Source organism: Mesorhizobium sp. M0016, assembly GCF_040324035.1.
Taxonomy (GTDB): Bacteria; Pseudomonadota; Alphaproteobacteria; order Rhizobiales; family Rhizobiaceae; genus Mesorhizobium.
Genome location: NZ_JAMYVM010000002.1, coordinates 105,452 through 131,189, shown reverse-complemented (window position 1 = coordinate 131,189; position 25,738 = coordinate 105,452). Strand labels below are relative to the sequence as shown.

The window sequence follows — 25,738 nt, the reverse complement described above, 5'->3', positions numbered from 1 at the left end:
GTCCTGAAATAGCCCTGTTGCTGGAGCCAGCACTTTGACCGCAGTGCCCGACATCGAGTTTCGCGGCGTCACCAAGCGCTATGGCGCCGTGACCGCTGTCAGCGGCATCGATCTGGCTGTGCCGCCCTCCGCCTTTGTCGCCCTTCTCGGACCGTCCGGCTGCGGCAAGACCACATGCCTGCGCATGATCGGCGGCTTCGAGCAGCCGAGCGAAGGCCAGGTGTTCATCCGCGGCCAAGACATGGCCGGCACACCGCCCTATCGCCGCCCGGTCAACATGGTGTTCCAGCAATATGCGCTGTTTCCGCACCTCGATGTCGAAGCCAATGTATCCTACGGGCTGCGCCAGGCACGGCCACGCCTGTCGTCGCAGGAAATCGGCCGTCGCGCCGGCGAGGCGCTCGAAATGGTGCGGCTCGCCGGCTATGGCGGCCGCAAGATCCACGAACTGTCCGGCGGCCAGCAGCAGCGCGTCGCGCTGGCGCGCGCACTGGTCAACAAGCCGGCCGTGCTGTTGCTCGACGAGCCGCTGGCGGCCCTCGACAAGAAACTGCGCACCGACATGCAGATCGAGTTGCAGAACCTGCAGCGCGAGATCGGCATCACCTTCGTGCTGGTCACCCACGACCAGGAGGAGGCGCTGTCGATGAGCGACTTCGTCTGCGTCATGAACGGCGGCCGCATCGTACAGCTCGGGCAACCAAGCGAGATCTATGACGAGCCGGCCGACCTGTTCGTCGCCGACTTCGTCGGCAAGACCAATCTGTTGAGCGGCAAGGTTGCCGGGCATACAGGCGATCTTGTCAATGTGGCGCTGGCGGACGGAACCGTCATTGCCGCGCGCAAACGAACCGCCTTGCAGCAGGGCGAGACCGTTTCTGTCAGCCTGCGTCCTGAATCGCTAAGCCTCGGCGCCACCAAAGGCAGCCCTTTCAAGGGCATCGTACGCAACCGGATCTTCTTGGGCTCAACGGCGGAATACGCCATCGAGGTGCAGGGCATCGGAACGCTGCTGGCCAAGGCCGACCATGTGATCGGCCATGGCAACCTCTTCAAGCCGGGTGAACCCGTCGCCATCGGCTTTGCCTCCGGGACGCCGCTGGCGTTTCCGGAGACCAAGAACAACGGGACCAACCAGAGGGTAGCAAAAAATGTCGAAATCATATCGTGACGGACTGCCGATTAGCCCTGAGAACTTCGTCGACCAGCTGATGCGCCTGAAGCGCGGCTCGATCGGCCGCCGCGACTTCCTCGGCCTCACCGGCCTTGGCATCGCAACCGCGGTGATGGCGCGCGAGCTCGGCATCATGCCGACGCCGGCCTTCGCCGCCGAAAACCTCGGCGACCGCATGTCGATCGCCACCTGGCCGAACTATCACGACCCGCAGACCTTCGAGAATTTCAAGAAGGACACCGGCGTCGCCGTCGAGGTCAACGTGTTCGGCTCCAATGAGGAGATGCTGGCCAAGCTGCAGGCCGGCGCCTCGGGCTGGAGCCTGTTCGTGCCGACCAACTACACGATCTCGACCTACAAGAAGCTCGGCATCATCGATCCGCTCGATATGGCCAAGCTGCCGAATTTCGACGGCTCCCAGGAGGACCCGCGCTTCACCTCGGAAGGCACGATCGACGGCACGACCTACGCGGTGCCGAAGAACTGGGGCACCACGGGCTTTGCCGTCAACACCAAGAAGCTGGCCAAGCCGATGACGAGCTGGAAGGAATTCTGGGACGTCGCCATGGCTGAGGGCGATGGCCGCACCATGGTGCATGACTACCAGCTGACCACCATCGGCAACGCGCTGAAATATTACGGCTATTCCTTCAACTCGCTGAAGCAGGACGAACTCGCCAAGGCCGAGGAACTGCTGCTCAAGGTCAAGCCGCATCTGTTCGCGGTCTCTTCGGACTACCAGCCGGGCATGCGGGCGGGCGACGCCTGGATGACCATGTGCTGGACGAATGATGGCGCACAGCTGCATCGCGATATTCCAGAGATCGCCTATGTGCTGGGCAAGGAGGGCGGCGAAATCTGGACCGATTTCTACGCCATCCCGAAGGACGCGCCGAACAAGCCGGCCGGCTATGCCTTGCTCAATTATCTGATGACCCCGGAGGTTGCTGTGAAGGAGCATCTCGCCAATGGCGCGCCCTCGACCGACGCGCGGGTCAACAAACTGCTGCCCAAGGAAGTGCTCGACAATCCGATCCTTTACCCGGCGGCCGACCTGTTGACACCGCTGGAATTCGGTGCAGCGGCGACGCTGACCGATCCCGGCCGCGCCGAGCTGATGGCGCGCTTCAAGTCGGCCTGATGCCGACCTGACGCAAACGGAAAACCGGCGGGCCTAGGTCCGCCGGCCTCGGGGCGGTTCAATGCACGGCAACAGATTTCGGCACAATTTTCTGACGGCGCTGCTGCTCGCACCGGCCACGGCGTGGCTGGTGGTGTTCCTTGTGCTGCCGTTCATCGCCATTGCCGTGTTCAGCGTCGGCGAGCGGGCGCCGGAGGGCGGCTATCAGGCCGCCTTCACGCTGGCGCAGTATGCCAATCTTCCGGCGCGGGCGACTGCTTTCTGGAACACGATGATGCTGGCGCCGGTGGGCGCGCTTGCCTGTCTGCTCGTCGCCTACCCGGTTGCCTACTACCTCGCCCTGAAGGCGCCGCAACGCTGGCGACTGATCCTGCTTGCGCTCGTCGTCATTCCCTTTTGGACCAGCCTTTTGATGCGCACCTATGCCTGGATGTACATTCTGGGCGGACGCGGCATTCCCGCACTGCTGGCCTTTGTCGGCATCGAGGATGTCAGGTTGATCAACACGCCGGGCGCCGTGCTGCTCGGTATCGTCTATGGCTATTTGCCCCTCATGATCCTGCCGATCTATGTCAGTCTCGAGCGGCTCGACCGAAGGCTGCTGGAAGCCTCCGCCGATCTCGGCGCGACCCCGCTCTCAACCTTTCTGGGAGTGACGCTGAAGCTGTCGCTGCCGGGCGTGATGACCGGCTTCTCGCTGGTCATGATCCTGCTGCTCGGAGAATACCTGATCCCGACGCTGCTTGGCGGCGGCAAGGTGTTCTTCATCGGCAATGCGCTGGTCGACCTGTTCCTGCAGTCGCGCAACTGGCCGTTCGGATCGGCCATCGCCATCACGCTGGTGGCGGTTTCGGTGGTGGTGCTGATCGCGGCAAACCGCATTTCGACACGGGTGTCGGGCGCCCGCAGGGTGGATCTGATCTGATGCGCGCCTTCGTCACAGCCGTCTTCGCCTTCCTCTATCTGCCGATCGCGCTGGTCGTGCTGTTTTCCTTCAACGCCGGCCGCCATGCCAGCGAGTTCACCGGCTTTTCGGTGCAGTGGTACGGCACGGCGCTGTCGAACCCGTTCCTGGTCGAGGCGTTGAAGAACAGCCTGTTCATCGCCACCACCAGCGCCCTTCTGGCGGCGGTGTGCGGCACGGCGGCGGCACTCGGCCTGGCGCGGGTCGGGCTCAGAACCCGCGCCGTCTTCGACGCGCTGATGGGTGCCGCGATCGTCGTTCCCGGCGTCGTCATCGGCATCTCGACGCTTGTCGCGCTGGTCCAGCTGTTTGGCGTGCTCAACCCGTTCCTCGCCTCGATCTGGCCAAACGACCAGCCGCCGCGCCTGTCGCTCGGCTATGGATCGATCATCGCCGCCCACGGCCTGTTTTCGATGGCGTTGGTGACGATAATCGTCGGCACGCGTCTCGCCAGCCTCGACCGCAACCTGGTCGAGGCCTCGAGCGATCTCTACGCCACGCCGCTGACGACGTTTCGCTCGATCGTGCTGCCGCAGATCATGCCGGCTGTGGTCGCCGGTTTCCTGCTCGCCTTCACCTTCTCCTTCGACGATTTCATCGTCGCCTTCTTCGTCGCCGGCGCGCAGACGACGCTGCCGATCTATGTCTTCGCCTCGATCCGGCGCGGCGTGACGCCGGAAATCAACGCCATCGCCACCATCGTGCTCGTCGCCTCGGTTCTTCTGGTGGTGCTTGCCCAATGGCAGCTGCGCCAGCGCCAGCCGTCAAACTGAACAAGCCATCCAGCTGAAAGACAAATTCATGATCCTTAGAGACCGCATCGCCGTGGTGACGGGCGCCGGTTCCGGCATCGGCCGCGCCGGCGCCATGATCATGGCCAGCGAAGGCGCTGTGGTGGTCATCGCCGACCGGGATAAGACCAGCGGCGAGACGACAGCGGCGGACATCCGGGCAGTGGGCGGGCAGGCCGAGGCGATTGTCACCGACGTCTCTGACGACGCCGCGGTCGAGAAGCTCATCACAGGCACTCTCGGCAAGTATGGCCGCATCGACATTCTGCACAATCACGCCGGCATCCAGGTCGGCGGCACGCTGACCGAGGTCGAGGTCGATGGTATGGATGCGTCATGGCGCATCAATGTACGGGCGCAGTTTCTGGCCGCGCGGCTGGTCATGCCGGCAATGGTCGCGCAAGGCGGCGGCGTCATCCTCAACACGGCTTCGAATTCGGGCGTCTTCTACGACCGCGAGATGATCGCCTATGCCACGTCCAAACATGCCGTGGTGGCGATGACCAGGCAGATGTCGCTCGACTATGCCCGGCACAATGTGCGCGTCAACGCGCTCTGCCCCGGCTGGGTCGACACCCCCTTCAACGAACCGTTCATCGCCCAGATGGGCGGCCGCGAGGCGATCGAGACCTATGTCCGCACCAAGATCCCGATGGGGCGCTGGGCGAGCGCCGAAGAGATCGCCGAAGCGATCCTGTTCCTCGTCTCGGACCGCTCATCCTTCATGACCGGCCAGGCGCTGGTGATCGACGGCGGCGAAAGCATCGGTTGATCCAAAGGCAGCCGGATAGGAGGGTTCCCGCCTCTGGCTCAATCGCCGGCTGCCCGTCCTCCCTTGCCTTCATGCCGCATTTCGTCCAATAGAACGACGCAAACGCTGCGAAACCGAAGGTTTTGCCGTTTGGAAGTGCGGCTTCCGGCCTCGTTGCCGACGCGCCGCAATCGGAAAGAGCAGGACAATGTCTGCGATCGAAGCCGGCGCTCGTGCGCCGGAAAATCTTTGGCGTCAGGAAATCAGGGCGACGCTGGCGCTGGCCTGGCCGATGGTGCTCACCAATCTCGGCCAGACCGCGATGACCGCCACCGACGTCATGATGATGGGGCGTCTGGGCGCGGACACGCTGGCCAGCGGCGCGCTCGGCGCCAACCTCTATTTCATGCCGCTGATCTTCGGCCTCGGCCTGATGCTGGCGACCTCGCCGATGATCGCCACCGAGCTTGGCCGCCGCCGCTATTCGGTGCGCGATTTGCGCCGTACCGTGCGCCAGGGCCTGTGGCTGGCGATCCTGATCTCGATCCCGATCTGGATCGTGCTGTGGCATGGCGAGGCCATTCTGCTGGCCATGGGCCAGGAGCCGGCGCTCGCCCACCAGGCCGGCATCTATCTGCGCTGGCTGGAATGGGCGGTGCTGCCTTTCTACGGCTATATCGTGCTGCGTTCCTTCATCTCGGCGCTGGAGCGGCCGGGCTGGGCGCTGATCATCGTCTTCGTCGCCGTCGCCTGCAACGCCTTCTTCAACTGGGTGTTCATGTTCGGCAATCTCGGCGTCACCTCGATGGGCATTGCCGGTTCGGGGCTGGCGACGACGCTGTCGAGCACGCTGATGTTCTGCGGCCTGGCAGCCGTGGTGATGCTGGAGAAGAAGTTCCGCCGCTACCGCCTGTTCGGCCGCTTTTGGCGCTCCGACTGGCCGCGTTTCAAGGGTCTGCTGCGGCTCGGCATGCCGATCGCCGGCATCCTCGCCTTCGAGGTGACGATCTTCAACGCGGCAGCCCTGCTGATGGGCCTGATCGATGCGGATTCGCTGGCCGCGCACGCCATCGCCATCCAGATCGCCTCGATCTCCTTCATGGTGCCGCTCGGCCTCAACCAGGCCGTCACCGTGCGCGTCGGGCTGGCCCATGGCGCAGGCAATCCGGCAGGCGTTTCGCGCGCCGGCTGGACCGCCTTCGTCATCGGCGTCTCGTCCATGGCGCTGATGGCGCTGGTGATGGTGCTGTGGCCGCATCTGTTGATCAGCGCCTTCATCGACATGGCCGCTCCGGCCAATGCCAGGATGATCGCGCTGGCCGTGTCGTTCCTGGCCTTTGCCGCGCTGTTCCAGATCTTTGACGGCGCGCAGGCCGTTGCCGCCGGCATGCTGCGCGGCCTGCACGACACCAAGGTGCCGATGATCTATGCCGCCATCGGCTATTGGGGCATCGGCCTGCCGCTCGGCGTGCTGCTCGCCTTCCATTTCGGCCTGCACGGCGTGGGCATCTGGATCGGCCTGGCGTCAGGTCTGGCCGTGGTGGCGGTGCTGCTCCTGGCGCGCTGGCTGCGGCGGGATCGGATAGCGCCACCGCTTGTCTTCAGCCATTAATGGCGCACCAAGCGGTCCGCCAGCTGCCCGAAGCAGTCACTGCAGAGCAGATGTCTGGTGTCGCCTTTTGGACCGGAAGCGGCCGAACGCTTCGGGCGTGGGATCTTCAAAAGCGGACTCTCAGTTCGACGCGAGCATCGTTGCGAGTGAACGATCCCAGACTCTCGCTGCTTTTCAGAACCGGGTAGAACGCTCTGCCGGTTGGGGCGACTTCAAGCCGTGGCAAGAGCATTCCGGATTGGCCGGAAGTCGCGCCGCGGTCTCCAGCGCAACCCGCGAGGCTGTCATAGAGAGGCTCGGCAGCACGTGCTCCTGCAGCAATTTCTGGCGCTCGCGGTCCATATAGTCGTTGAAGCCGGCCGTGACGAACGCCAGGGGCACGAAACAGGCGCCGATCTCGCGCGATAAGGTGGCCTCAGGGGCGATCGAATGGTTGAGCACGTCCGCTCCCATGTTTCGATACGCCAGAGCTTCGGCGGGAGTTGTCAGTCGCGGCCCGTAGCAGTGGGCAGCCACCAACTGCTGCTCGATGCCATGGACGCGGCATTCGGCTGGCCAATGGCGCCGGGCGGTCTCGGCCAACAACGCCGCACATCTTGGACATACGATCTGCTTGCCCGAGCAGTCGAAGCTCTGGCGGCCAGGCAGAAGTGAAAACGGGGTCTGCGACAGTTCGATGATATCGGCGTTTACGACTATGTCGCCGGGCTGGATCGCCTTGTTGACGGCGCCAACGGTCGAGCAGGCCAGCACTTGCCTTACACCCGCTTTCATCAAGACCCAGAACGCGCGGCGATGACAGGAATGGTCGATATGGTCTCGGGGATTGCCGTGCGAATACATGCACAGGGCACGTTTCGTTTTGCCCTCGACGGTAATAGATGCATCGAATTCGAGCAGTTTCCAATTGTCGCTGGGACCGAAAGGGGTTTCGAAACTCATGTCTCGTTGCAAGGTGCGGACGCCATCGACTTCGACATCTTCCGGAAAGGCGAGACCCCAATTCGCCGAGCCGGTGATGATCGCCAACCCCACCTGGGGTATGTCCGTTGAATGATCCGCCAGATCGTCGGCTGCATGATGATTGTTGGGCATGTTTCCAATCTCGGTCAGGATTTTTGGCGAAGGGTCACGACGAGGACAACGACCACGACGATGACGGTCCACAAGGTCGAAATCGCCGCAATGGTCGGGTCGATCTGATCGCGCAGCGACAGGAACATGAGCTTCGGCAGCGTGCTGTTTTGACCACTCGCGACGAAGATCGAAATGACGGATTCATCGAGCGAGGTCAGGAAGGCCATCAGCGTGGCCGACAACAGACTTATCCGAAGTTGGGGGACAATTATTCCGCCAATGGCTCTTGCCCAGTTTGCGCCCAGGCTGCGCGCCGCCTGAACCTGGTTCCAGTCAAAGCGGGCCAAGGCGGGCACCAACACAATGCAGGCGACCGGAATGGCCAGCACCACATGTCCGACCAGGACACCGAACAGCGTTCCGACCAGACGTTGGGCCGCCAGAACAAAGAAGAGACCAATCGCGAGCAGGATTCCCGGCACGATAGAAGGGGTTAGCAGAATACCCTGAATGGCAATGGCGGCCTTTCCGCCGAGCCGATTTATCGAAATGCAGGCCAGCAGCCCCAGGGGCACTGCGATCATCGCCGTCAATGTGCCAAGGATCAGGCTCGTCCTGAGTGCGGCCATCCATGCCGCCGAACCGAAGAAAGCCTCGTACCAGCGCAACGAGTATGCGCGCGGCGGGAACTCCAAAAGATTGGACGCCGAAAAAGAGAGCGGCACGACGACGAGCGTCGGCAGCATCAGGAACGCCATAACGACCGCGCAAAAGCTCCACAGGAGGATGCGGGCCAGCCTGCTATCTGGATAGGCTTCAAGCATGGGCTGTGCCGATGCTGCGTCCGGCAATCAGCCGCCGCGCAGCCAGGAACATCACCCCCACCAACGCCATTAGTACGAGGAGCAGGATGCCCAGGACGCTCGCCGAGCCCCAATCCTGGAAGGTCGATAGCGTGCGCTCGATCCGGGTGGAAAGAGGGTTTACCTTGCCGCCGCCAAGCACCGCGGGCGTGATGAAGAACCCTATGGTGTAAATGAAGACGATGATCGAACCCGAGAAGATGCCGCCGGCCGAAAGCGGCAGAATGACCGTGCGGATCGTTTGTCCGAGCGTGGCGCCCATGCTCGCCGACGCGCGAACGAGGTTTGCATCGATATCGCGCATCGCCGCATAAACGGGCAGCAGGAAGAGCGGCAGCATGTAGTGAACCATGCCGATGAGCGTTCCCGTTAAGTTGTAGACCAGCGGCAAGGGCTCAGCTGTCAGGCCTGAACCGGTCAAAGCCGCGTTGATCAGGCCATCGCGTCGCAACAGAACGAGCCAGCCATAGGTGCGCACCAGAATGGAGGTCCACAACGGCAGCATAACGAAGGCCATCAGCAAATTGGCCACCCTTGGTCTGGTGCTGGCCAGGGCGAGCGCCAAGGGGGTACCGAGTAGAATGCAGATCGCCAGCGTGCCCACGGACAGCTCAAGGGTGGTGACGAGTGCCGACCATGTCAGTCCGCTCGAAAGCACTTTCTCGTAGTTGCCGACGGTGTATTCACCCGCTGTGGTGAGGAAGGATTGCCGGATAATCCAGACGATGGGCAGGATCGCCGCCAGCCCAACGATCAAAAGCGCGGGCACTGAAAGCGACAGGAAGAACCGCCGCTCGCGTCGTGCGTCTGCCGCGAGCGCAGGATCGGCGATGACGGTCACGCTCCTGCTCCCGGTATCGCGTGAACTTTCGCTGCCGGTGCATATGCGGTCACTCGCTGACCGGTCGCAAGCTCGCCGCAGCCGCTGGCCATCGCCGCCGGAACGCAGACAAGAATCTCTTGCCCGCCGTCAAGCGCCAGCGTCAAAAGCCAGTTCTCGCCGCGAAACGCCTTGGCGCGCAGCGTTCCCTCGAGCGCCACCCCGTCTCGCCCGACGAGCTTCGCATCAAGATGGAAGCTTTCGGCGCGGATCATCAGAGCTTCGCTTGATGCATCGGCGCCGTCTATTCTGCGCACCGTGCCCGGGGCCACAATGTTGGCCTCACCCATGAACCCCGCGACAAAGCGGGTCGATGGATGATCATAAATCCGCTGTGGCGTGTCGATCTGCTGAATACGGCCGGAATTCATCACCGCGACCCGGTCTGACATGATCAGTGCTTCGCGCTGGTCATGCGTCACATAAATCGTGGTGATCCCCAGATCATCGTGCAGACGCCGGATCTCGTACTGCATGGTTTCGCGCAAATTCTTGTCGAGCGCCGACAACGGCTCGTCCATCAGCATCACGCGCGGCTCGAAGACGATCGCCCGCGCCAACGCAACCCGCTGGCGCTGGCCGCCGGACAATGCGGCAATGTTGCGCTCCGCCAAACCTTCGAGCTTCACGCGGTCCAAAGTGTCGAGCGCCCGCTGGCGGGCCTCGGCTTTCGGTACCTTGCGCAGCACCAGCGGATACTCAACATTTGCCAGAACGTTCATGTGGGGAAACAGGGCGTAGTTCTGGAAGACTATGCCGATGTTGCGCCTGTTCGGGGCCAGGCGGGTAATGTCGCGATCGCCCAACAAGAGTTTACCTCGATCGGGCCGGACAAAGCCGGCCAGAGCCATGAGCAGCGTGGTCTTGCCCGATCCCGATGGCCCCAGCAGCGTGAGGAATTCGCCAGCCCGAATGTCGAGCGAGACATCGTCCAGCGCGACGTAAGATCCATAGGTCTTGCGCACGCTGTCGATGGTGATCGGGAGCGACTTCATCATGTGCTCAAGCCTTAGAGCTGAGACTCAGCGGGCCATCATCTCATCGAAGGCTTTTTGGGCAGCCTCGCCATTCCTGACCCACCATTCTGAATTCGAAAACACCGAAGTGCCGGCATTTTCAGGCGCGGTCGCCAGCGTCTTGAGACGGTCCTCGGGGATAAGGCCACCCTCATAGCCAGCAGGATTGACTGGGCCATAGGCTATGAAGTCGGTCAGCTTCGCCACGCGCGCGGGCTGTGTCATCGCTGCGATGAGCTTCATAGCTGCTTCCTTGTTCGGCGCCCCTTTCGGCACCGCAAGACAGTCGGTGCCAATGACGGAACCCTTGAACGTGTAGTCGGCCGCGCCGCCATCTGCTTTTACGGTTTGGGCCCGCCCGTTCCAGGTAACGACCAAATCCGCCTCACCATCTTTCAGCAACTGCGCCGACTGCGCTCCCGAGGTCCACCAAACGGCGACATTCGGCTTGAGTGCTTCGAGCCGCTTGATAGCGCGATCCAGACCCTCTGGCGTGCTGAGAACGGGATAGACGTCCGCCGGTGCTACGCCATCGGAGAGCAGCGCGATCTCGATCGAGTCCTGGGCATTGGCACGCAGCGCACGACGGCCGGGGAATTTGGCAACGTCCCAGAACTCCGCCCATGTCTTCGGCGGGTTTTCGCCATAGGTCTTGGTGTTCCACGACAAGACGGTGCCATAGGAGTCGAATGGATAGCAGTAGTCGGACTTTGCGCCGTCCGGCACGGCCTTTGGGTCGATGATCGTGTAGTCGAGCGGCTCCAGCAGCGACTGTGCGGCGGCCTGCGCGCCCTCCGGTGAGCCCAGGTGAATGACGTCGGTTGTGACCGCGCCCGAGGTAACCTGCATCTTCAGGGCGGCCAAGCCGTCGCTGAGGGTCTCCTCGCCGACATCATAGCCAAGCTCTTTTGCAGCGGGGCCCCACATGGCTTCCTTCATGGCGTTGCCATAATCGCCGCCCGCGGTCGTGATGGTGACTGATTGGGCATAGACCGGCACGGCGGCCGAGAATGCGAATGCCGCCAAGGAAATGCGTAACCAAGACATAGGTTCTCCTCCCTAGAATTTGTTGAGACGCGCTAAAAATGGCCAATTTTTGCCAATCGTAACGTTACGATTGCATTCAATTGCAGGAGAGTCAAGCTGCTTTAGCGAGAGCTTGGATTGACCGTGAGGTGGAATTCGGTCACGTAGTGGAAGTCAGCAAATCAGCCGGCGCTTTCGCAAATGAGGTCGGGCGACATGACCAACCTGAAACAGATCGCGGCGGAACTTTCCCTTTCGGTGACCACGGTATCCCGCGCGCTGAAGGATGGGCCGGAGGTTCATCCCGCCACCATCGCTCGCGTCAAGGAAGTGGCGCAGCGGGTCGGCTATGTGCCAAATCATCATGGCTTCGCGCTCAAAACTGGCCGCACGCTGACGATGACAGCAATCTACCCGATGGAAACACAAGATCATCTGTCCGATCTGTTGAAGCTTCCGTTAATCGAAGGCATGACGCTGGCGGCGCGGCAAGCGGGTTATAGTCTATCCATCTACTCCACCACGCCCGATGATGACCCCATCGAGAGTGTGCAGCGACAGCTTCAGGCGGGCAGCACAGACGGACTGATTATCACGCGCATGGTCTCGGGTGATCCACGCGTTAAGCTATTGCTGGATAGAGGCATGCCATTCGTCGCGTTTGGAAGAACTGACCTGGATACAGCATATCCTTATGTCGACATCGACAATGAACAGATTGCCTACGAGGCGACCCGGCGGCTCGTGGACAAGGGCTGCCGACGCATTGCGCTGCAACTTCTCGTTCCGGGCGACCAGGCGAGTGCCATGCGTCTTTCCGGGTATGGAAGGGCAATGGCCGAGGCTGGTATTCCGATCGACCAGTCGCTGATCGGTCATGGAATGTTCACCATGGAATCGAGCGCAGCCTGGTTCGATCGCATGCTGGCCTGGTCAGATCCGCCGACGGGCTTGGCTTGCGCCAACGAACTGGGCCTTTTGGGGGCACTACACGCTCTTGGCAGAAGAGGTCTCGCGCCAGGGAGTGACATCCACATTGTCACTCGGGACAGCACGCGGCTGTCACGTTTCTTGCCTGCGAAGATCGGCGTTCATTTCGTGGACATAGCGGGTGTCGGACGCAAACTTGTCGAAGTCCTGGAGAGCCGGATCGTCAATCCCCTCGGGCCGGTGGAGACGGTCTTGTTCAAAGGTGAGTTCGACCCTGGCGAATAGTCGGGCGAAGAAGTCAGTTGTCCGCTTTCGAGGAGCACTTAGGTTCACCCCTGAGTCCGAGATGAGGCGCGAAGCTGCCGCCTGCGCGAGTGCATAGGGTGCACTCAACACCTTCATGGCATTGGTGGTCTGAGCAGCGATCGAGGGGTGCTGTACTGGTGCTGTTACTTAGAATGATTGCGCTCAGCTCCCGTCGGACGACATCGCGCCGAGCAATCTGCGAATATCGCCGAACCTGGCGATCGAGCCGAACACCAGTGCCGCCACCGCGACGAAGAACACCGACACCGAAGCCATGGTCGGCGTGTAGCCATAGCGCAGCGCGTTGAAGATCTTGATCGGCAGCGTCTCGGTGGTGAAGCCGATCGTCATGTAGGCGACGATGTATTCGTTGAGCGACAAGACGAAGGCGAAGGCGTAGCCCGAGACGAGGTAGGGCAGGATCAACGGCAGCACCACGGTTTTCAGCACTGTGCGGTCGTCGGCGCCCATGGTGGCGGCGGCCTCTACCAGCGAGCGGTCGATCGAGGCAAAGCCCAGCGACAGCGTCACCAGCGGCAGCGTCACGAAGAAGATGGCGTGGCTGATGATGGCGGTGAAGAACTGGCCGAACAGCCCGACCGTCGCCCAGAAGGAGAGGAAGCCGAGCGCTGTGATGACCGGCGGCAGGATGAAGGGGGCAAGCCCCAGCAGCTGAAAGATATTTGCCCAGGGCGCGATGCGCCGCCACAGGAACCAGGCCAGCGGCAGCGCCACCGCAACGGCAATCGCCGCCGAACAGACGGCGAGCGTCACAGAATGGATCAGCGCCAGCCGCCATTCCGGATCGGTGAAGATCTGGGCGTACCAGGCGAGCGAGAAGCCGACCGGCGGGAAGCTGAGCTCCTGCCGCGAATTCACCGACACGCCGGCGACGACGATCAGCGGCGCCGCCAGGAACAAAGCGACGATGGTGAAATAGACACGGCGCAGCAAGGTCGCGGTCATAGGGCGTTCTCCCTTCTTCCGACGAGCAGTGTCAATCCGACCAGCGCCAGCGAGATCAGCACCAGGAACACCGCCATTGCGGCCGCGAACGGCATGTTGGACTGGTAGATCGCCTGGTCGGTGATCAGCACCGACAGCGTCCAGTGTTGCGGCCGTCCCAGAATCTGCGGCAAAAGATACGAGCCGAGGGCGAACACGAAGACCATGATCAGTGTCGCCACAATGGTGTTGCGCAATGCCGGCGCGACGACGTTGAAGAAGGCGCGGATCGGCGAGGCGCCGAGCGTGCGCGCTGCCTCGAGCAATGTCGGGTCGAGGCGCACGAGGGCGGGGTACAGCACCAGGATCGTATAGGGCAGCGCCTGGTAGACCATGCCGGTCAGCACCGCGCCAAAGGTCGGCAGCAGCGCCACCGGCTTGTCCATCAGCCCGATCGCCACGAACAGATTGGTGATGCCGGCGGTGCGCGAAAACAGCGTCGACCAGGCAAAGCCGATGATGACTTCCGACAGCGACAGCACCGACAGCAGGCCGACCAGCCACAGCGTCTGCACACGGCGCGGCCGACGGGTCAAAAGGTAGGTGAAGGGAAAGGCGATGGCCACGCAGCAGACGGCGACCAGCACCGCCAGCAGCAGCGAAAAGCCGAGCACGCCGCCGAAGAACACCGACAGGAAGCGGGCGTAATTGTCGAACACGAAATCCGGCGTGTAGAAACCGGACGGGTTGCGCTTGAAGAAGCTCACCGCGATCATCGTCGAGAACGGCACGACGAAGAAGACGATCAGCATCAGCGCCGGAAAGAACAGCGGCGTGTAGTCGGCTATCGACTTCGGCGCTTCGCGTCTCATGCGCCGAGCACCACGCAGCTTGCCGGCGGCAGTGTGACGCCGACCTTGGCGCCGACCGGCACGTCATGCCGCTCGCGCGGCGTCGTCACCGCAATGATGCTGGTGCCGCCGACGTCGACGAAGGTCTCGATGGTGCCGCCGAGATCGCGCACGAAACTCACCTCGCCGGTGATGGCCGAGCCGCCGGGGCTGCCGAGATGCACATCCTCGGGGCGGACCGATACAGACGCTTTAGTCTGACCCGCCGGCATGGCAAGACCTGGAATGGCTGTGCCCAGAATGGTGGTGCGCCCGGTGCTGTCGATCTCGGCCGGCAGCAGATTGGTGATGCCGATGAAGTCGGCGACGAAGGCGTCGGCCGGCTTGCGGTAGATCTCGATCGGCGGCGCCGCCTGCAGGATCCTGCCGTGGCCCATGACGACGACGAGGTCGGCCATGGTCATGGCTTCGCGCTGGTCGTGGGTGACGACGATGGTGGTGATGCCCAACCGCTGCTGCAACTGGCGCAGTTCCACCTGCATGGCCTCGCGCAGTTTGGCGTCGAGCGCCGACAGCGGCTCGTCGAGCAGGAACAGTTTCGGCGACAGCGCCAAGGCCCGTGCAATTGCCACGCGCTGGCGCTGACCGCCCGACAGTTTGGCCACCGGGCGGTCGGCAAAGCCGGTCAGATGGGTGAGGCCCAGCAACTCGTCGACGCGCTTCTTCTGCTCCTCCTTCGAGGCGCCGCGAATGCGCAGCGCATAGGCAATGTTGTCGCCAACAGAGAGATGCGGAAACAGGGCCAGCGACTGGAACACCATGCCGAGATTGCGCTTGTGCGTCGGCAAAGGCGTGATGTCCTCGCCGTCGAGGACGATGGCGCCGCTGGTCGGCTCCTCCAGTCCGGCAATCATGCGCAGCAGCGTGGTCTTGCCGCAGCCCGATGGGCCGAGCAGACACACGAACATGCCATGCGGCACGTTGAGCTGGACATTGTCGACGGCGGCGAAGTTGCCGAATTTTTTGGTGACGGCGTTGATATCTAGTCCGGACATGCTCATCCCTCTCAGGCTGTGCGCTGGAGCAATTCCAGGAAATGGCCGCCGGAAGAGGTCCGGCGGCCGATCAGTTTTTAAGCGGATCGAACGGCTCAGCCGACGATGAGCTCGGTCCACTTCTGGTTGATCCAGTCGGCCTTCGACGTATAGAGGTCATAGCGCGGGATGATCGGATCGATATCCGACGACACCGCGGCGAACTCTTCCGGCTTGAGATCAAGCACCTCCTTCTTCAGCGTCGGCGTGGTGCCGACCTTGCGCGACATCAGGCCCTGCATTGACGGCTGGCTCATATAGTCGATGAATGCATGTGCCTCGTCGACCTTGGTCGAGGCGCGCGACAGCACCCAATTGCCGGAGTCCTGGATGCCGCCTTCCTTCGGGAAGGTCGAGCGGACATGGAAGCCGTCGGCGACCGCGAGGCCGGTGACGTCGTGATAATACTGGCCCATCGGGATCTCGCCCGACTTCAGCGCCTGCTCGAACTGCGCCTCGTCGCGATACCACAGCCGGACATTCGGCTTGAGCTCGGCGAGCTTTTCGAACGCCTTGTTCAGTCCGTCCTCGGTGTCGAGCGCATTGGTGCCGCCCATGAAGGTCTTGGCCGTCACTTCGAGCAGGAACGAGTTCGAGGCAAGCGCCAGCAGGCCGAGCTTGTCCTCATTGGCCTTGTCCCACAGCGTCTCCCATGAGGTCGGCGCATCCTTGTAGACGTCGGTGTTGGAGACCAGCGTGATCCACCAGGCGACGGCGCCGATGCCAGCAACACGGCCATCCGGATATTTGTTGACGAAGCGCGGCAAGAGGTCATTGTAGTGCTTGAACTTCGACGTATCGAGCGGCGTCCACAATTCGGTCGACTGGCCCTTCAGCGTCGAGGTCTGCGACATCATCGAAAGGTCGGCCGGCGCCTGGCCTGCCTTGGACGCCTGTTCGAGCTGCACCAGCCAGGCTTCGCCGGTCGGCTCGGCGACCGATTCCACTGCAATGCCGGTGGCCTTGGTGAAATCTGGGAAGACGTGCTCGTCAAAGGATTTCTTGAAATAGCCGCCATAGACGCCGACCTTCAGCGACTTGTCCTGCGCGCGCAGGATCGACGGCATGGCGAGCACGCCGGCTGTAGCGAGGCCCGCACCAAGCACGCCGCGCCGTGTCAGGGATTTTCCAATCAGTCTGTTCATCTGGTTTCTCCTCAGTTGATGCCGTTCTATTCCGGCAGGTTCCCTTGCCGCACTGTCGCCGCCTGGCGTCAGTGGGCCGCCGCTCGTTGTTCGAGCGTACGGGCGTATTGCGTCAGTGGAAAGCACATGACGAAGAAGATCAGCGCCACCAGCCCGTAGACCTTGAACGGTTCGAAGGTGGCGTTGTTGATGGCGTTGGAGGTTCTGACCAGCTCCTCGAAGCCGATGATCGAGGTCAGCGCCGTCGATTTGATCAACTGCACCAGGAAGCCGACGATCGGCGCCCTTGTGATCGAGAACGCCTGCGGCAGGATGATCAGCCTGAGCTCCTGCAGACGGTGCAGGCCAAGGCTGGCGCCGGCGTCCCACTGCCCGCGCGGCAGCGCATCGACGCCGCTGCGCCAGATCTCGGCCAGATAGGCGCTGGCGAAGAAGGTCAGGCCGAGCACCGCTGCCGTCCATGGCTCGATGCGCAGGCCGAGCATCGGCAGGCCGAAGAACATCAGGAACAGCTGCATCAACAGCGGCGTTCCCTGGAACAGGGCGATGTAGCCGGAAGCGACCCGCTGGCTCCATTTATTCTCTGCGATCCTGAAGAACAGCACGATCAGCCCGACCAGCGCCCCGCCGACGAAGGCGGCCAGTGACAACAGCACCGTCCAGCGGGCGGCGAGCAGCAGATTGCGAACGATGTCCCAGAAGGTGAATTCGATCATGTGACACCTGCCCCCAACACGCGGCGCCCGCCTGTGACCAGCAGCCGGCGCAAGGCCATGGACAGGACGAGGTAGACCAGGGTCACGACGAAATAGGTTTCGAAGGACCGGAAGGTGCGGGCTTGCAGCATGTCGGCCTCATAGGTCAGCTCGCGCACGGCGATCTGCGACACCACGGCCGATTCCAGCATCATGATGACGATCTGGCTGGTCAGCGCCGGATAGATCACCTTGAGCGCCTGCGGCAGCACGATCTTGACAAACACCTGGCGTGGCCGAAGCCCGAGTGCCAAGGCGGCTTCCGTCTGTCCGCCGGGCACGGCATCGAGACCGGCGCCGACGATTTCAATGGTGTAGGCCGCCATGTTGAGCGTCATTGCCAACATGGCTGCCAGGATCGGATCGAGCCTTATGCCGAGGCTGGGCAGTCCGAAGAAGATGAAGAACAGCTGCACCAGGAACGGCGTATTGCGCATCACCTCGACATAGACCGCGATGGCGCGCTTCACGAATACCGGGCCGTTGCGCCGGCCTGCAGCGCCCAGGATGCTGAGCAGCGTGCCCACGAGCGTGGTCACGACGATCAACAGGATCGTCGTGGCCGCGCCGCGCGCGATGTCGCCCACAGCACCTGGGAGCCAGGCAAAAGCCACGAGAACTCAATCCTTGAGGTTGTCGGGATTGAGCGGGGTCTTCAGCCAGGCCTTCGAGCTCTCGTCGAGCTTGCCGTTGGCCAGCATCTTGGCAACCGCATCATTGACCGCCGTCTTCAGCCGGTCCTCTTTCTTGTTGAGGCCGATATGCGAGGGCGAGGTCAAGAGCTGGAACTTCTGCTCCGGCTTCAGCGCGTCCTGCTTGGCCAGCACCTGGGCGCCGACATCATTGCCGACCACCATCAGCTGGGTCTGGCCGGAGATGAAGGCCTGGATGACGGAGTTGTAGTTGTCGAAGCGCTTGATGTCGGCCGATGACGGCGCCGCTTCGGTCAACGACGTATCCTCGAGCGTGCCGCGATTGACGGCGATCGACTTGTCGGCGAGATCTTCCTTGCCTTTGATCGAAAGCGCTGCCGGACCGATGACGGCGATGTAGTAGGGCGCATAGGCGGCGGCGAAATCGATCACCTCCTCGCGCTCCTTGGAATAGCCGACGCTCATCAGGATATCGACGCGCTTGTCGGTGAGATACGGGATGCGGTTCTGGCCGGTGACGCTGACCAGATTGAGCTTCACCTTGAGTGAATCGGCGATCGCCTGCGCGACGTCGACGTCGTAACCCTTGATGCTCATATCGGCGCTGGCCGAGGAGAAGGGCGGAAAGTCGGAGAAGATGCCGACATTGATGGCGCCGGCCTTGGTGATGTCGTCGACGGCGTCGGCATTGGCCTGGGCGGCGAAGCCGAGGCCGGCGAGCATCAGCGCGGCGGCGATGGTTGATTTCATTTGGATTGTCATTGGTATTCCCCTTCTGGAAGCTTGTTTGTTTTGGAAACGGCCGCCGGCTCCAGCGCGGCGGCCGCCTTTGCATGTGAAATCCGTCAGGCCCCCTTGCCGGTGATCGCCGGGCTGAACACCATCAGGCTCAGGATCTCGAACAGGACCTGGGCGCCGACATGGGCGGTGTTGGTGGTCGCGTCATATTGCGGCGCCACCTCGACGACGTCGCCGCCGACGATGTTGAGGCCTTTCAAGCCGCGCAGCAGTTCGAGCACTTCGCGCGTCGTCAGGCCGCCGATTTCCGGCGTGCCGGTGCCTGGCGCGAAGGCCGGATCGACACTGTCGACGTCGAAGGAAATGTAGGTCGGGCCGTCGCCGACTATTCTGCGCACCTTCTCGATGATGGCCGGGATGCCGAGACCCGTCACCTCTTCGGCATGCACGACCGTCATGCCGGATTCATAGGTGAACTCCCACAGATACTCCGCCGAGCCGCGGATGCCGATCTGGATGGTGCGGGTGGGGTCGAGCACGCCGTCCAGCACCGCGTTGCGGAACGGTCCGCCATGATGGAACTTGGTCATGTCGAACAGCCCGCTTGTGTCGCAATGAGCGTCGATATGGATCATGCCGACCGGCGCCTTTTTGCCGACCGCCTTCAGGATCGGATGGCTGATCGAGTGGTCGCCTCCGACCGAGAGCGGCAGCACGCCGGCATCGACGATCTGGTTGGTGCGGCGCTCGATATCTTCGTGGCTGACCTCCAGCCGGTAGCGGCTGCGGAACGGCGTATCGCCGATGTCGGCGACGCGCAGCTCATGCGTCGGCGCGCATTCCAGCACATGATTGTAAGGGCCGATGCGCTCGATGGCGCGCAGCGCCCTTGGCCCGAAGCGCGAGCCGGGCCGGTTGGTGACGCCGAGATCCATCGGCACGCCGATGATCGCCACCTGCAAATCGCCGAAATCCGGATTGTCGGCAGCGATTTCACGGTAGGGCGCGGCGAGGAAGGTGGGGATGCCGGCATAGGGCGCCAGCCTTGTGCCGCTCTTGGAGAAGATCTTGTCCGCGACCTTGCGGAATTTCGGGTCGAACATCTCGCCGCCATGGCTCTCGCCATACTTGCGGCGCAAGGCTTCCAGCTTGCCTCTGTCATAACCCATGTCGGTCTCCTCCTGCGGGCTGATGCATGCGGCCGTGGCGACATCTGCGAACTGACCATCATCCGGCCGGGTCGCTGTCCCGCTGGCTGCCTGTAGATTTCACGTCATTGATGCTGTTGACCTGCCAAAGTGTCCGGCAGCCGCATTGAAAAATCAATTGATATTGTTACGGTGCTGATTGTGAGAAAATCTCACAGAGTATCCGGTTGCTCATGGCAAAGCGTCTGCCCCCCTTGAATCCCTTGCGCGCCTTCGAGGCGACGGCGCGGCATGCCTCGCTGACCAAGGCGGCGAGTGAGCTCAACGTCACCCACGGCGCAATCAGCCACCAGATCAAGGCGCTCGAGCAATCACTCGGCGTAAAACTGTTCGAACGCACCGGACAGCGGGTAAAGCTCACCCCGCACGGCGCCGAATTGCTGCCGGCGGTCTCGACCGCCTTCGACGGCATCGCCGCCGCCACCCAGCGCATGACCAGGCCAGCCAGCGCCGGTACGCTGTCGGTCTCCTGCGTGCCGGCGCTGCTGCTTCTGTGGATGACGCCGCGGCTCGGCAGCTTCATGGCGCAATATCCTGATATCAGGTTGACGCTGATCCCGTCCAACGACCCCAAGGACATCCGCGCCCCACAGGTCGATGTCTGCGTGCTCTATGGCGACGGCAGCTGGACCGATTGCTGGATGCGCAAATGGTCGGGCCTCGAACTGTTCCCGGTGGTCAGCCCGACGCTGATCAACAACCGGCCGCTCCGCATCTGCCGGGATCTTGCTGGCCATGTCATCCTGCATGGCGATGATGGCCGCGAATGGCACACCTGGCTGGCCGCCGCCGATGGGCTCGACCTCGAACGTGGCCGCCGCCACCATCTCGGCGACGCCCGTACGGCGATCGAAGCCGCGGTGCACGGACATGGCGTGGCGCTCGGCGATTCCGTCACCGCCAGCATGCTGCTCGCCAGGGGCCTGCTGGTGGCGCCGTTCAGCCTGTCGGTGCCGGCGGTCGATGATTTCTACGTCGTCTGCCGCAACGAGATGCGTTCGGCGCCTATCGTGCAATTGTTCGTCGACTGGCTGTTTGCCGAAAAGGAACAGGCCGACAGCCGGGCCGACGCGCCGGTGGCCGGCCGCATCGGCAGCCGCAGGAAGCGTCCGGCGCTGCGGGTGGTGGGCGCCAAGAGTTGAGGCTGGACCTGAGCGGCTGCTTTTTGTCGGGCCAGCCCGGAAAGCGGGAGGCGCTTTCAAAAATTCAATGCTAATAAGCTCTTGCCCGGCAATTCCAGGAAAACTGTGCGGCGGTTTCCCGTCCGGAATTGCGTAAGAAAGACGTGAGCAGCGAAGGCGACGGCAGGACATGGCAAGAACCGATATAGCGCGGCGCGTCTACAACCACACCTGGAAGCTGGACCCGATCGTCCGCAGCCTGCTCGACACCGATTTCTACAAGCTTCTGATGCTGCAGATGATCTGGGGCATGTACCCCAAGGTCGACGCCACCTTTTCGCTGATCAACCGCACCACCTCGGTGCGCCTGGCCGACGACATCGACGAAGGCGAATTGCGCGACCAGCTCGACCATGCCCGCACGCTGCGCTTCTCCAAGAAGGAGATGATCTGGCTTGGCGGTAACAATTTCTATGGCCGCAAGCAGATCTTCGAGCCGGAATTCCTCGCCTGGCTGGAAGGTTTTCGGCTGCCCGACTACGAGCTGTCCAAGCGCGACGGTCAGTACGAGCTCTCCTTCAGCGGTCCCTGGATGTACACCACCCTGTGGGAAATCCCGGCGCTGGCGATCATCAATGAGCTTCGTTCTCGCGCCGCCATGCGCGCCTTCGGTCCCTTCGCGCTTGACGTGCTCTATGCACGCGCCAAGGGGAAGATGTGGGCCAAGACCGAACGCTTGAAGGCGCTGCCCGGCATCCGCATCTCCGATTTCGGCACCCGCCGCCGCCATTCCTTCCTGTGGCAGCGCTGGTGCGTCGAGGCGCTCAAGGAAGGCATTGGCGACGCCTTCACCGGCACCTCGAACGTGCTGCTGGCCATGGACAACGACCTCGAAGCGCTCGGCACCAACGCGCATGAATTGCCGATGGTTTTTGCCGCCCTTGCCAAGTCGGAAAAGGAATTGAAGGAATCGCCCTACAAGGTGCTGCAGGACTGGCAGCGCTATTACGGCGGCAACCTGCTGATCGTGCTGCCCGACGCTTTCGGCACCGCATCCTTCCTGCGCGACGCCCCGGACTGGGTCGCCGACTGGACCGGCTTCCGCCCCGACAGCGCGCCGCCGATCGAAGGCGGCGAAAAAATCATCGACTGGTGGCGCGAGAAGGGCAAGGACCCCAGGCAGAAGCTGCTGATCTTCTCCGACGGTCTCGAGGTCGAAACCATCGAGGAGACCTACAGGCACTTCAAGGGCAAGGTGCGCATGTCCTTCGGCTGGGGCACCAACCTCACCAACGATTTCGAAGGCTGCGCGCCGACCGAAACCAACAGCCTGGATGCGATATCGCTAGTCTGCAAGGTGACGGAGGCCAATGGCCGGCCGGCGGTGAAGCTGTCGGACAATCCGGCGAAAGCGACGGGCGACAAGAAGGAGATCGAGCGCTATCTCCGGATTTTTGGGGCGAAGGACCGCGTGGAGCAGCTGGTCAAGGTTTGAGGGTCGGCGGGTGCCTTGCTGGACGAAATGGAAATCGCGATAGCGTGAGTTGCCGCCCACCCCCCTCTGTCCTGCCGGACATCTCCCCCGCAAGGGGGGAGATTACCCCGTCATCTCCGCCTTCGCTAATCTCCGACGTTGCAAAGGAAGCGCCGGCAGGGCAACTGCCAATCTCCCCCCTTGAGGGGGAGATGTCCGGCAGGACAGAGGGGGGCGTCGTAGAGCGCGGCTGTCACCGGCCAACCCTTATCACCACCACCCTCACACTCCTCCCCACCCCTGCCTTCGCCCACGCCTCCGACCGCGGCCACGTCCTCCTCCTCCCGACCGGCTACTACATCGCCGGCGGCGCGCTTGCCGTCGCGGTAAGCTTCCTCGTCCTCGCCCTGCTGCCACCCGCAACCCTCGACCGCTTCTGGCGCCGCCGCCTGCCGCTCTTCCCATTCGCCGACACCCCTCGCACAATCATCAGCCTCATCTCCTTTGCCGGTTTCGCAACGCTCATCGCCGCCGGCCTGTTCGGCAGCCGCGATCCGCTCTCCAATCCGCTGCCCCTGACCATCTGGACGCTGCTCTGGGTCGGCCTTGCCATCGCGCAAGGCCTGTTCGGCGATGTCTGGTCGTGGCCGAATCCATGGTATGGCCCGTGGCGGATCGTAAGCCGCCTGTTCAAGCTTCGTGGCGGTGAGGGACAGAAATCGCGTTTGCCTTCATGGCTCGGCTGCTGGCCAGCCGTTATCCTGTTCTTCGCCTTTGCCTGGTTCGAGCTGATCGACCCGGCGCCCGACGACCCGGCGCGGCTGGCCTATGCCGCCGGCCTCTACTGGTTGCTTACCTTCATCGCCATGCTCGCCTTCGGCTACCGCGATTGGAGCCGGCGCGGCGAATTCCTGACGGTGTTCTTCGCCATGGTGGCGCGCTTCGCCATCGTCGAGCGCGATGAACACGGGCGGCTCGCTCTCTGCTGGCCGGGCTCAAAACTGCTCGGCGCGGCACCCCTGCCGGCAAGCGGCATCGCTTTCCTGCTGCTCAGCCTGTCATCGGTGTCCTTCGACGGCCTGTCGAAAACCTTCTTCTGGCTCGGCCTGTCCGGCATCAACCCGCTGGAATATCCCGGCCGCACCGCGCTCATCGGCATTAGCAGCTTCGGCCTCGTGCTGACCTTCGTCCTGCTGGCGGCGGCATTCCTGCTGGCCGTCATCCTCGGCCAGCGCCTCGCCGGCAGCCGACATTCCCTCCGCGAGGCCGCCGGGCTGCTGGTGTGGTCGATCGTGCCGATCGCGCTCGCCTATCATGTCGCGCACTATCTGACGGCGCTGCTGGTCGACGGCCAGTATGCGATCGCCGCTCTGTCCGACCCGTTCGCGCTGGGATGGAACCTGTTCGGCGCCGCCGACATGCAGATCGAGGCCGGCATCGTCGCCGGGGCCCACTCCGCCTGGTGGCTGTGGAACCTGCAGGCCGGTATCATCATCGCCGGCCATATGCTGGCGGTGCTCGTTGCCCATGGACTGGCCTGGCGACTGCACCAGGTGCCATCGCGCGCCGCCCTCAGCCAGTTGCCGCTCACCATGCTGATGATTGCCTACACGATCTTCGGCCTGTGGTTGCTTGCCACGCCGACGGCCGGATGAGACAAGCTGATCAACATGCCTTTGCGGAAAGCCCGCTTGCAAGCTCTGTGCTTTGGTGATTTAGTTTGTACACATGCAATTTCTGCCCCTCCTGCAAGGGAGTGGCCTTGCCTCGTTACAGACAGTCAAAACTCAAAAACAGGGGAACTGCCGTGACTGACAAGAATGGGTTTTTCGATCTCTCCAAATCCACCCTTAGCCGCCGCACCGCGCTGAAAGGTCTCGCCGCCGGCGCCGGGCTGACGCTCGCGCCCGGCTTCGTCCGCTACAGCCAGGCGCAGAGTTCGGCGCCAATCAAGATCGGCTTCCAGTCGCACCGCACCGGCATCGGCGCCGCCTATGGCCGCTGGTACGAAAAGACCAGTGCCGCCGCGGTCAAGGCGATCAACGATGCCGGCGGCATCAACGGCCGGCCGGTCGAACTGGTGATCGAGGATGACGGCACCGATCCCGGCCGTGGCGCCGAAGTGGTCGGCAAGTTCGCCACCCAGCACAAGACCGACATCGTCTTCGGCACGCTGTTCTCGCATGTCGTGATCGGCTCGGCGCCGGCCGCCGGCGAAAACAAGATCCCTTATTTCGTCGTCAGCGAAGGCCACCATGTCGCTTCGACCAAGCTCAACCGCTACGTCTTCCAGCCCGGCATCACCGATGTGAAGAGCCAGATCCAGTCGATGGCGCCATGGATCGCGGCCAATGCCGGCAAGAAGGTGACGCAGATCTTCCCGGATTTCGCCTTCGGCTACGACCATCGCGACTACCTGCCGCCGGCGCTGAAGGCGCAAGGCGCCGAGGTCATCGCCCAGATCGCCATCCCGCCGACAGAGTCGTCTTTCACGAAATACTTCCCGCAGATACCGGCCGAGACCGAAGTCATCTACCACGTGATGGTCGGCCCGGCCGTGCTCACCTTCGTCAAGGAACTCGGCGAGTTCTACGGCTCCAACCGGCCGCAGCTGTTCGGCTTCATCGATTCGCTCGAAGCCACCGACATCAACAGCCCCGGCCTCGAATTCCTGGACGGCAGCCATTTCTGGGAAGGCTCGCCGCGCTATGCCCAGGCCAATGACTCGGCCGCGCAGAAAGCCTACCGCGCCGCCGTTGGCATCGACGAAAATGGCGCTGCCGTCGGCGACCCCAAGGACGTCTCCACCGCCGCCCACATGTTCGGCTGCTGGGAGACGCTCTATGTCGTCAAGAAGGCGATGGAAGACGCCGGCTACAAGGGCCTGGAAGACCGCGCCAAGCTGGTCGAGGCGACCGAGGCGCTGACCGAATTCGCCGAAGGGCCGGAGCATCCGCAGGGGCCGAAGACCTTCAACGGCAAGATCCACCAGTGTTTTGGCATCCAGAACATCTCCAAGGTCGAAGGTGGCAAGCTGAATGTCGTCCACAAGACCAAGATCGAGGACGGGCTTTACGAGGCCGAAGGGGATTATACGACGCAGGCGCTGTGAGGCGCCTTACCCTCCCCCTTGTGGGGAGGGTCGGCACGCAAGCTTCGCACTTTTGCGAAGCTTGCGAGACGGGGTGGGGGTCGCGACGGCCCGTGCCCAACCCCCACCCGA

General features: G+C 62.9%; 24 protein-coding genes. 11 read left to right on the top strand and 13 right to left on the bottom strand.

Annotated features, from left to right (window positions below; all coding sequences use genetic code 11):
• The first annotated feature begins 34 nt into the window (after positions 1 to 34).
• The 6 genes from NKJ88_RS03375 to NKJ88_RS03350 all read left to right on the top strand — a co-directional run bounded on the left by NKJ88_RS03375 (position 35) and on the right by NKJ88_RS03350 (position 6,433).
• Positions 35 to 1,171 (top strand): ABC transporter ATP-binding protein, encoded by a 1,137-nt coding sequence (locus NKJ88_RS03375; RefSeq protein WP_023823950.1) that lies wholly within the window; start codon positions 35 to 37, stop codon positions 1,169 to 1,171.
• Positions 1,152 to 2,315, top strand: a complete 1,164-nt coding sequence (locus NKJ88_RS03370; RefSeq protein ID WP_023683578.1) for an ABC transporter substrate-binding protein — start codon at positions 1,152 to 1,154, stop codon at positions 2,313 to 2,315. Before NKJ88_RS03375 ends, NKJ88_RS03370 begins: the two co-directional genes overlap by 20 nt.
• 61 nt (positions 2,316 to 2,376) lie before the next feature.
• Positions 2,377 to 3,240 (top strand): ABC transporter permease, encoded by an 864-nt coding sequence (locus NKJ88_RS03365; RefSeq protein ID WP_023729767.1) that lies wholly within the window; start codon positions 2,377 to 2,379, stop codon positions 3,238 to 3,240.
• Entirely contained in the window at positions 3,240 to 4,052 is an 813-nt protein-coding gene (locus tag NKJ88_RS03360) for an ABC transporter permease (RefSeq protein ID WP_023725981.1), read from the top strand. Before NKJ88_RS03365 ends, NKJ88_RS03360 begins: the two co-directional genes overlap by 1 nt.
• A 28-nt stretch (positions 4,053 to 4,080) precedes the next feature.
• Complete coding sequence (locus NKJ88_RS03355; protein WP_023823949.1) at positions 4,081 to 4,842, top strand: SDR family NAD(P)-dependent oxidoreductase; 762 nt, start codon at positions 4,081 to 4,083, stop codon at positions 4,840 to 4,842.
• 187 nt (positions 4,843 to 5,029) lie between these two features.
• On the top strand, positions 5,030 to 6,433 hold the full coding sequence (locus NKJ88_RS03350; protein ID WP_023823948.1) for an MATE family efflux transporter: 1,404 nt from the start codon (positions 5,030 to 5,032) through the stop codon (positions 6,431 to 6,433).
• Positions 6,434 to 6,607: 174 nt separating this feature from the next.
• Here NKJ88_RS03350 and NKJ88_RS03345 read toward each other — a convergent pair whose 3' ends face one another.
• Genes NKJ88_RS03345 through NKJ88_RS03325 form a run of 5 tightly spaced genes read right to left on the bottom strand, consistent with a single transcriptional unit; the run spans position 6,608 to position 11,316 of the window.
• The gene (locus NKJ88_RS03345) at positions 6,608 to 7,600 is read right to left on the bottom strand and encodes a phosphorylase family protein (protein WP_352443568.1); all 993 of its coding nucleotides are present in this window, start codon (positions 7,598 to 7,600) and stop codon (positions 6,608 to 6,610) included.
• Positions 7,543 to 8,334 carry an ABC transporter permease gene (locus tag NKJ88_RS03340; protein WP_023700446.1) on the bottom strand — a complete coding sequence of 264 codons (792 nt, stop codon included), beginning with the start codon at positions 8,332 to 8,334 and terminating at the stop codon, positions 7,543 to 7,545. The genes NKJ88_RS03345 and NKJ88_RS03340 overlap by 58 nt, the downstream gene beginning before the upstream one ends.
• Entirely contained in the window at positions 8,327 to 9,214 is an 888-nt protein-coding gene (locus NKJ88_RS03335; RefSeq protein ID WP_023703702.1) for an ABC transporter permease, read from the bottom strand. Before NKJ88_RS03335 ends, NKJ88_RS03340 begins: the two co-directional genes overlap by 8 nt.
• The gene (locus NKJ88_RS03330) at positions 9,211 to 10,248 is read right to left on the bottom strand and encodes an ABC transporter ATP-binding protein (protein ID WP_352443646.1); all 1,038 of its coding nucleotides are present in this window, start codon (positions 10,246 to 10,248) and stop codon (positions 9,211 to 9,213) included. The genes NKJ88_RS03335 and NKJ88_RS03330 overlap by 4 nt, the downstream gene beginning before the upstream one ends.
• Before the next feature lie 27 nt (positions 10,249 to 10,275).
• Entirely contained in the window at positions 10,276 to 11,316 is a 1,041-nt protein-coding gene (locus NKJ88_RS03325; protein ID WP_023815996.1) for an ABC transporter substrate-binding protein, read from the bottom strand.
• Positions 11,317 to 11,511: 195 nt separating this feature from the next.
• Here NKJ88_RS03325 and NKJ88_RS03320 point away from each other — a divergent pair, with 195 nt between their 5' ends.
• Positions 11,512 to 12,510: a LacI family DNA-binding transcriptional regulator gene (locus NKJ88_RS03320; protein WP_023739701.1), complete on the top strand. Its 999-nt coding sequence runs from the start codon at positions 11,512 to 11,514 to the stop codon at positions 12,508 to 12,510.
• A gap of 183 nt (positions 12,511 to 12,693) precedes the next feature.
• On the opposite strand, the gene NKJ88_RS03315 is transcribed toward NKJ88_RS03320, so the two are convergent.
• The 8 genes from NKJ88_RS03315 to speB form a co-directional block, all read right to left on the bottom strand.
• On the bottom strand, positions 12,694 to 13,497 hold the full coding sequence (locus NKJ88_RS03315; RefSeq protein WP_352443567.1) for an ABC transporter permease: 804 nt from the start codon (positions 13,495 to 13,497) through the stop codon (positions 12,694 to 12,696).
• A complete protein-coding gene (locus NKJ88_RS03310) occupies positions 13,494 to 14,348 on the bottom strand; it encodes an ABC transporter permease (protein WP_023703699.1) in 855 nt (284 codons plus the stop codon). The genes NKJ88_RS03315 and NKJ88_RS03310 overlap by 4 nt, the downstream gene beginning before the upstream one ends.
• Positions 14,345 to 15,382, bottom strand: a complete 1,038-nt coding sequence (locus NKJ88_RS03305) for an ABC transporter ATP-binding protein (RefSeq protein ID WP_023829338.1) — start codon at positions 15,380 to 15,382, stop codon at positions 14,345 to 14,347. Before NKJ88_RS03305 ends, NKJ88_RS03310 begins: the two co-directional genes overlap by 4 nt.
• A 95-nt stretch (positions 15,383 to 15,477) precedes the next feature.
• Positions 15,478 to 16,566, bottom strand: a complete 1,089-nt coding sequence (locus NKJ88_RS03300; RefSeq protein WP_023671275.1) for an ABC transporter substrate-binding protein — start codon at positions 16,564 to 16,566, stop codon at positions 15,478 to 15,480.
• A 68-nt stretch (positions 16,567 to 16,634) separates the two neighbouring features.
• A complete protein-coding gene (locus NKJ88_RS03295; protein ID WP_023695893.1) occupies positions 16,635 to 17,282 on the bottom strand; it encodes an amino acid ABC transporter permease in 648 nt (215 codons plus the stop codon).
• The gene (locus NKJ88_RS03290) at positions 17,279 to 17,935 is read right to left on the bottom strand and encodes an amino acid ABC transporter permease (protein ID WP_023683571.1); all 657 of its coding nucleotides are present in this window, start codon (positions 17,933 to 17,935) and stop codon (positions 17,279 to 17,281) included. Before NKJ88_RS03290 ends, NKJ88_RS03295 begins: the two co-directional genes overlap by 4 nt.
• 6 nt (positions 17,936 to 17,941) lie before the next feature.
• Positions 17,942 to 18,736 carry a transporter substrate-binding domain-containing protein gene (locus NKJ88_RS03285; RefSeq protein ID WP_352443566.1) on the bottom strand — a complete coding sequence of 265 codons (795 nt, stop codon included), beginning with the start codon at positions 18,734 to 18,736 and terminating at the stop codon, positions 17,942 to 17,944.
• An 83-nt stretch (positions 18,737 to 18,819) separates the two neighbouring features.
• Positions 18,820 to 19,881 (bottom strand): agmatinase, encoded by a 1,062-nt coding sequence (gene speB, locus NKJ88_RS03280; protein ID WP_352443565.1) that lies wholly within the window; start codon positions 19,879 to 19,881, stop codon positions 18,820 to 18,822.
• Positions 19,882 to 20,093: 212 nt separating this feature from the next.
• Between speB and gcvA the strand changes: the two genes are divergently transcribed.
• The 4 genes from gcvA (at position 20,094) to NKJ88_RS03260 (ending at position 25,627) form a co-directional block, all read left to right on the top strand.
• Positions 20,094 to 21,062: a transcriptional regulator GcvA gene (gene gcvA / locus NKJ88_RS03275; RefSeq protein ID WP_023671280.1), complete on the top strand. Its 969-nt coding sequence runs from the start codon at positions 20,094 to 20,096 to the stop codon at positions 21,060 to 21,062.
• 169 nt (positions 21,063 to 21,231) lie between these two features.
• Positions 21,232 to 22,536: a nicotinate phosphoribosyltransferase gene (gene pncB / locus NKJ88_RS03270; protein ID WP_352443564.1), complete on the top strand. Its 1,305-nt coding sequence runs from the start codon at positions 21,232 to 21,234 to the stop codon at positions 22,534 to 22,536.
• 191 nt (positions 22,537 to 22,727) lie between these two features.
• The gene (locus NKJ88_RS03265) at positions 22,728 to 24,170 is read left to right on the top strand and encodes a hypothetical protein (RefSeq protein ID WP_023819734.1); all 1,443 of its coding nucleotides are present in this window, start codon (positions 22,728 to 22,730) and stop codon (positions 24,168 to 24,170) included.
• Positions 24,171 to 24,322: 152 nt separating this feature from the next.
• Positions 24,323 to 25,627 carry an ABC transporter substrate-binding protein gene (locus NKJ88_RS03260; RefSeq protein ID WP_023683566.1) on the top strand — a complete coding sequence of 435 codons (1,305 nt, stop codon included), beginning with the start codon at positions 24,323 to 24,325 and terminating at the stop codon, positions 25,625 to 25,627.
• The last annotated feature ends 111 nt before the right edge of the window (positions 25,628 to 25,738 follow it).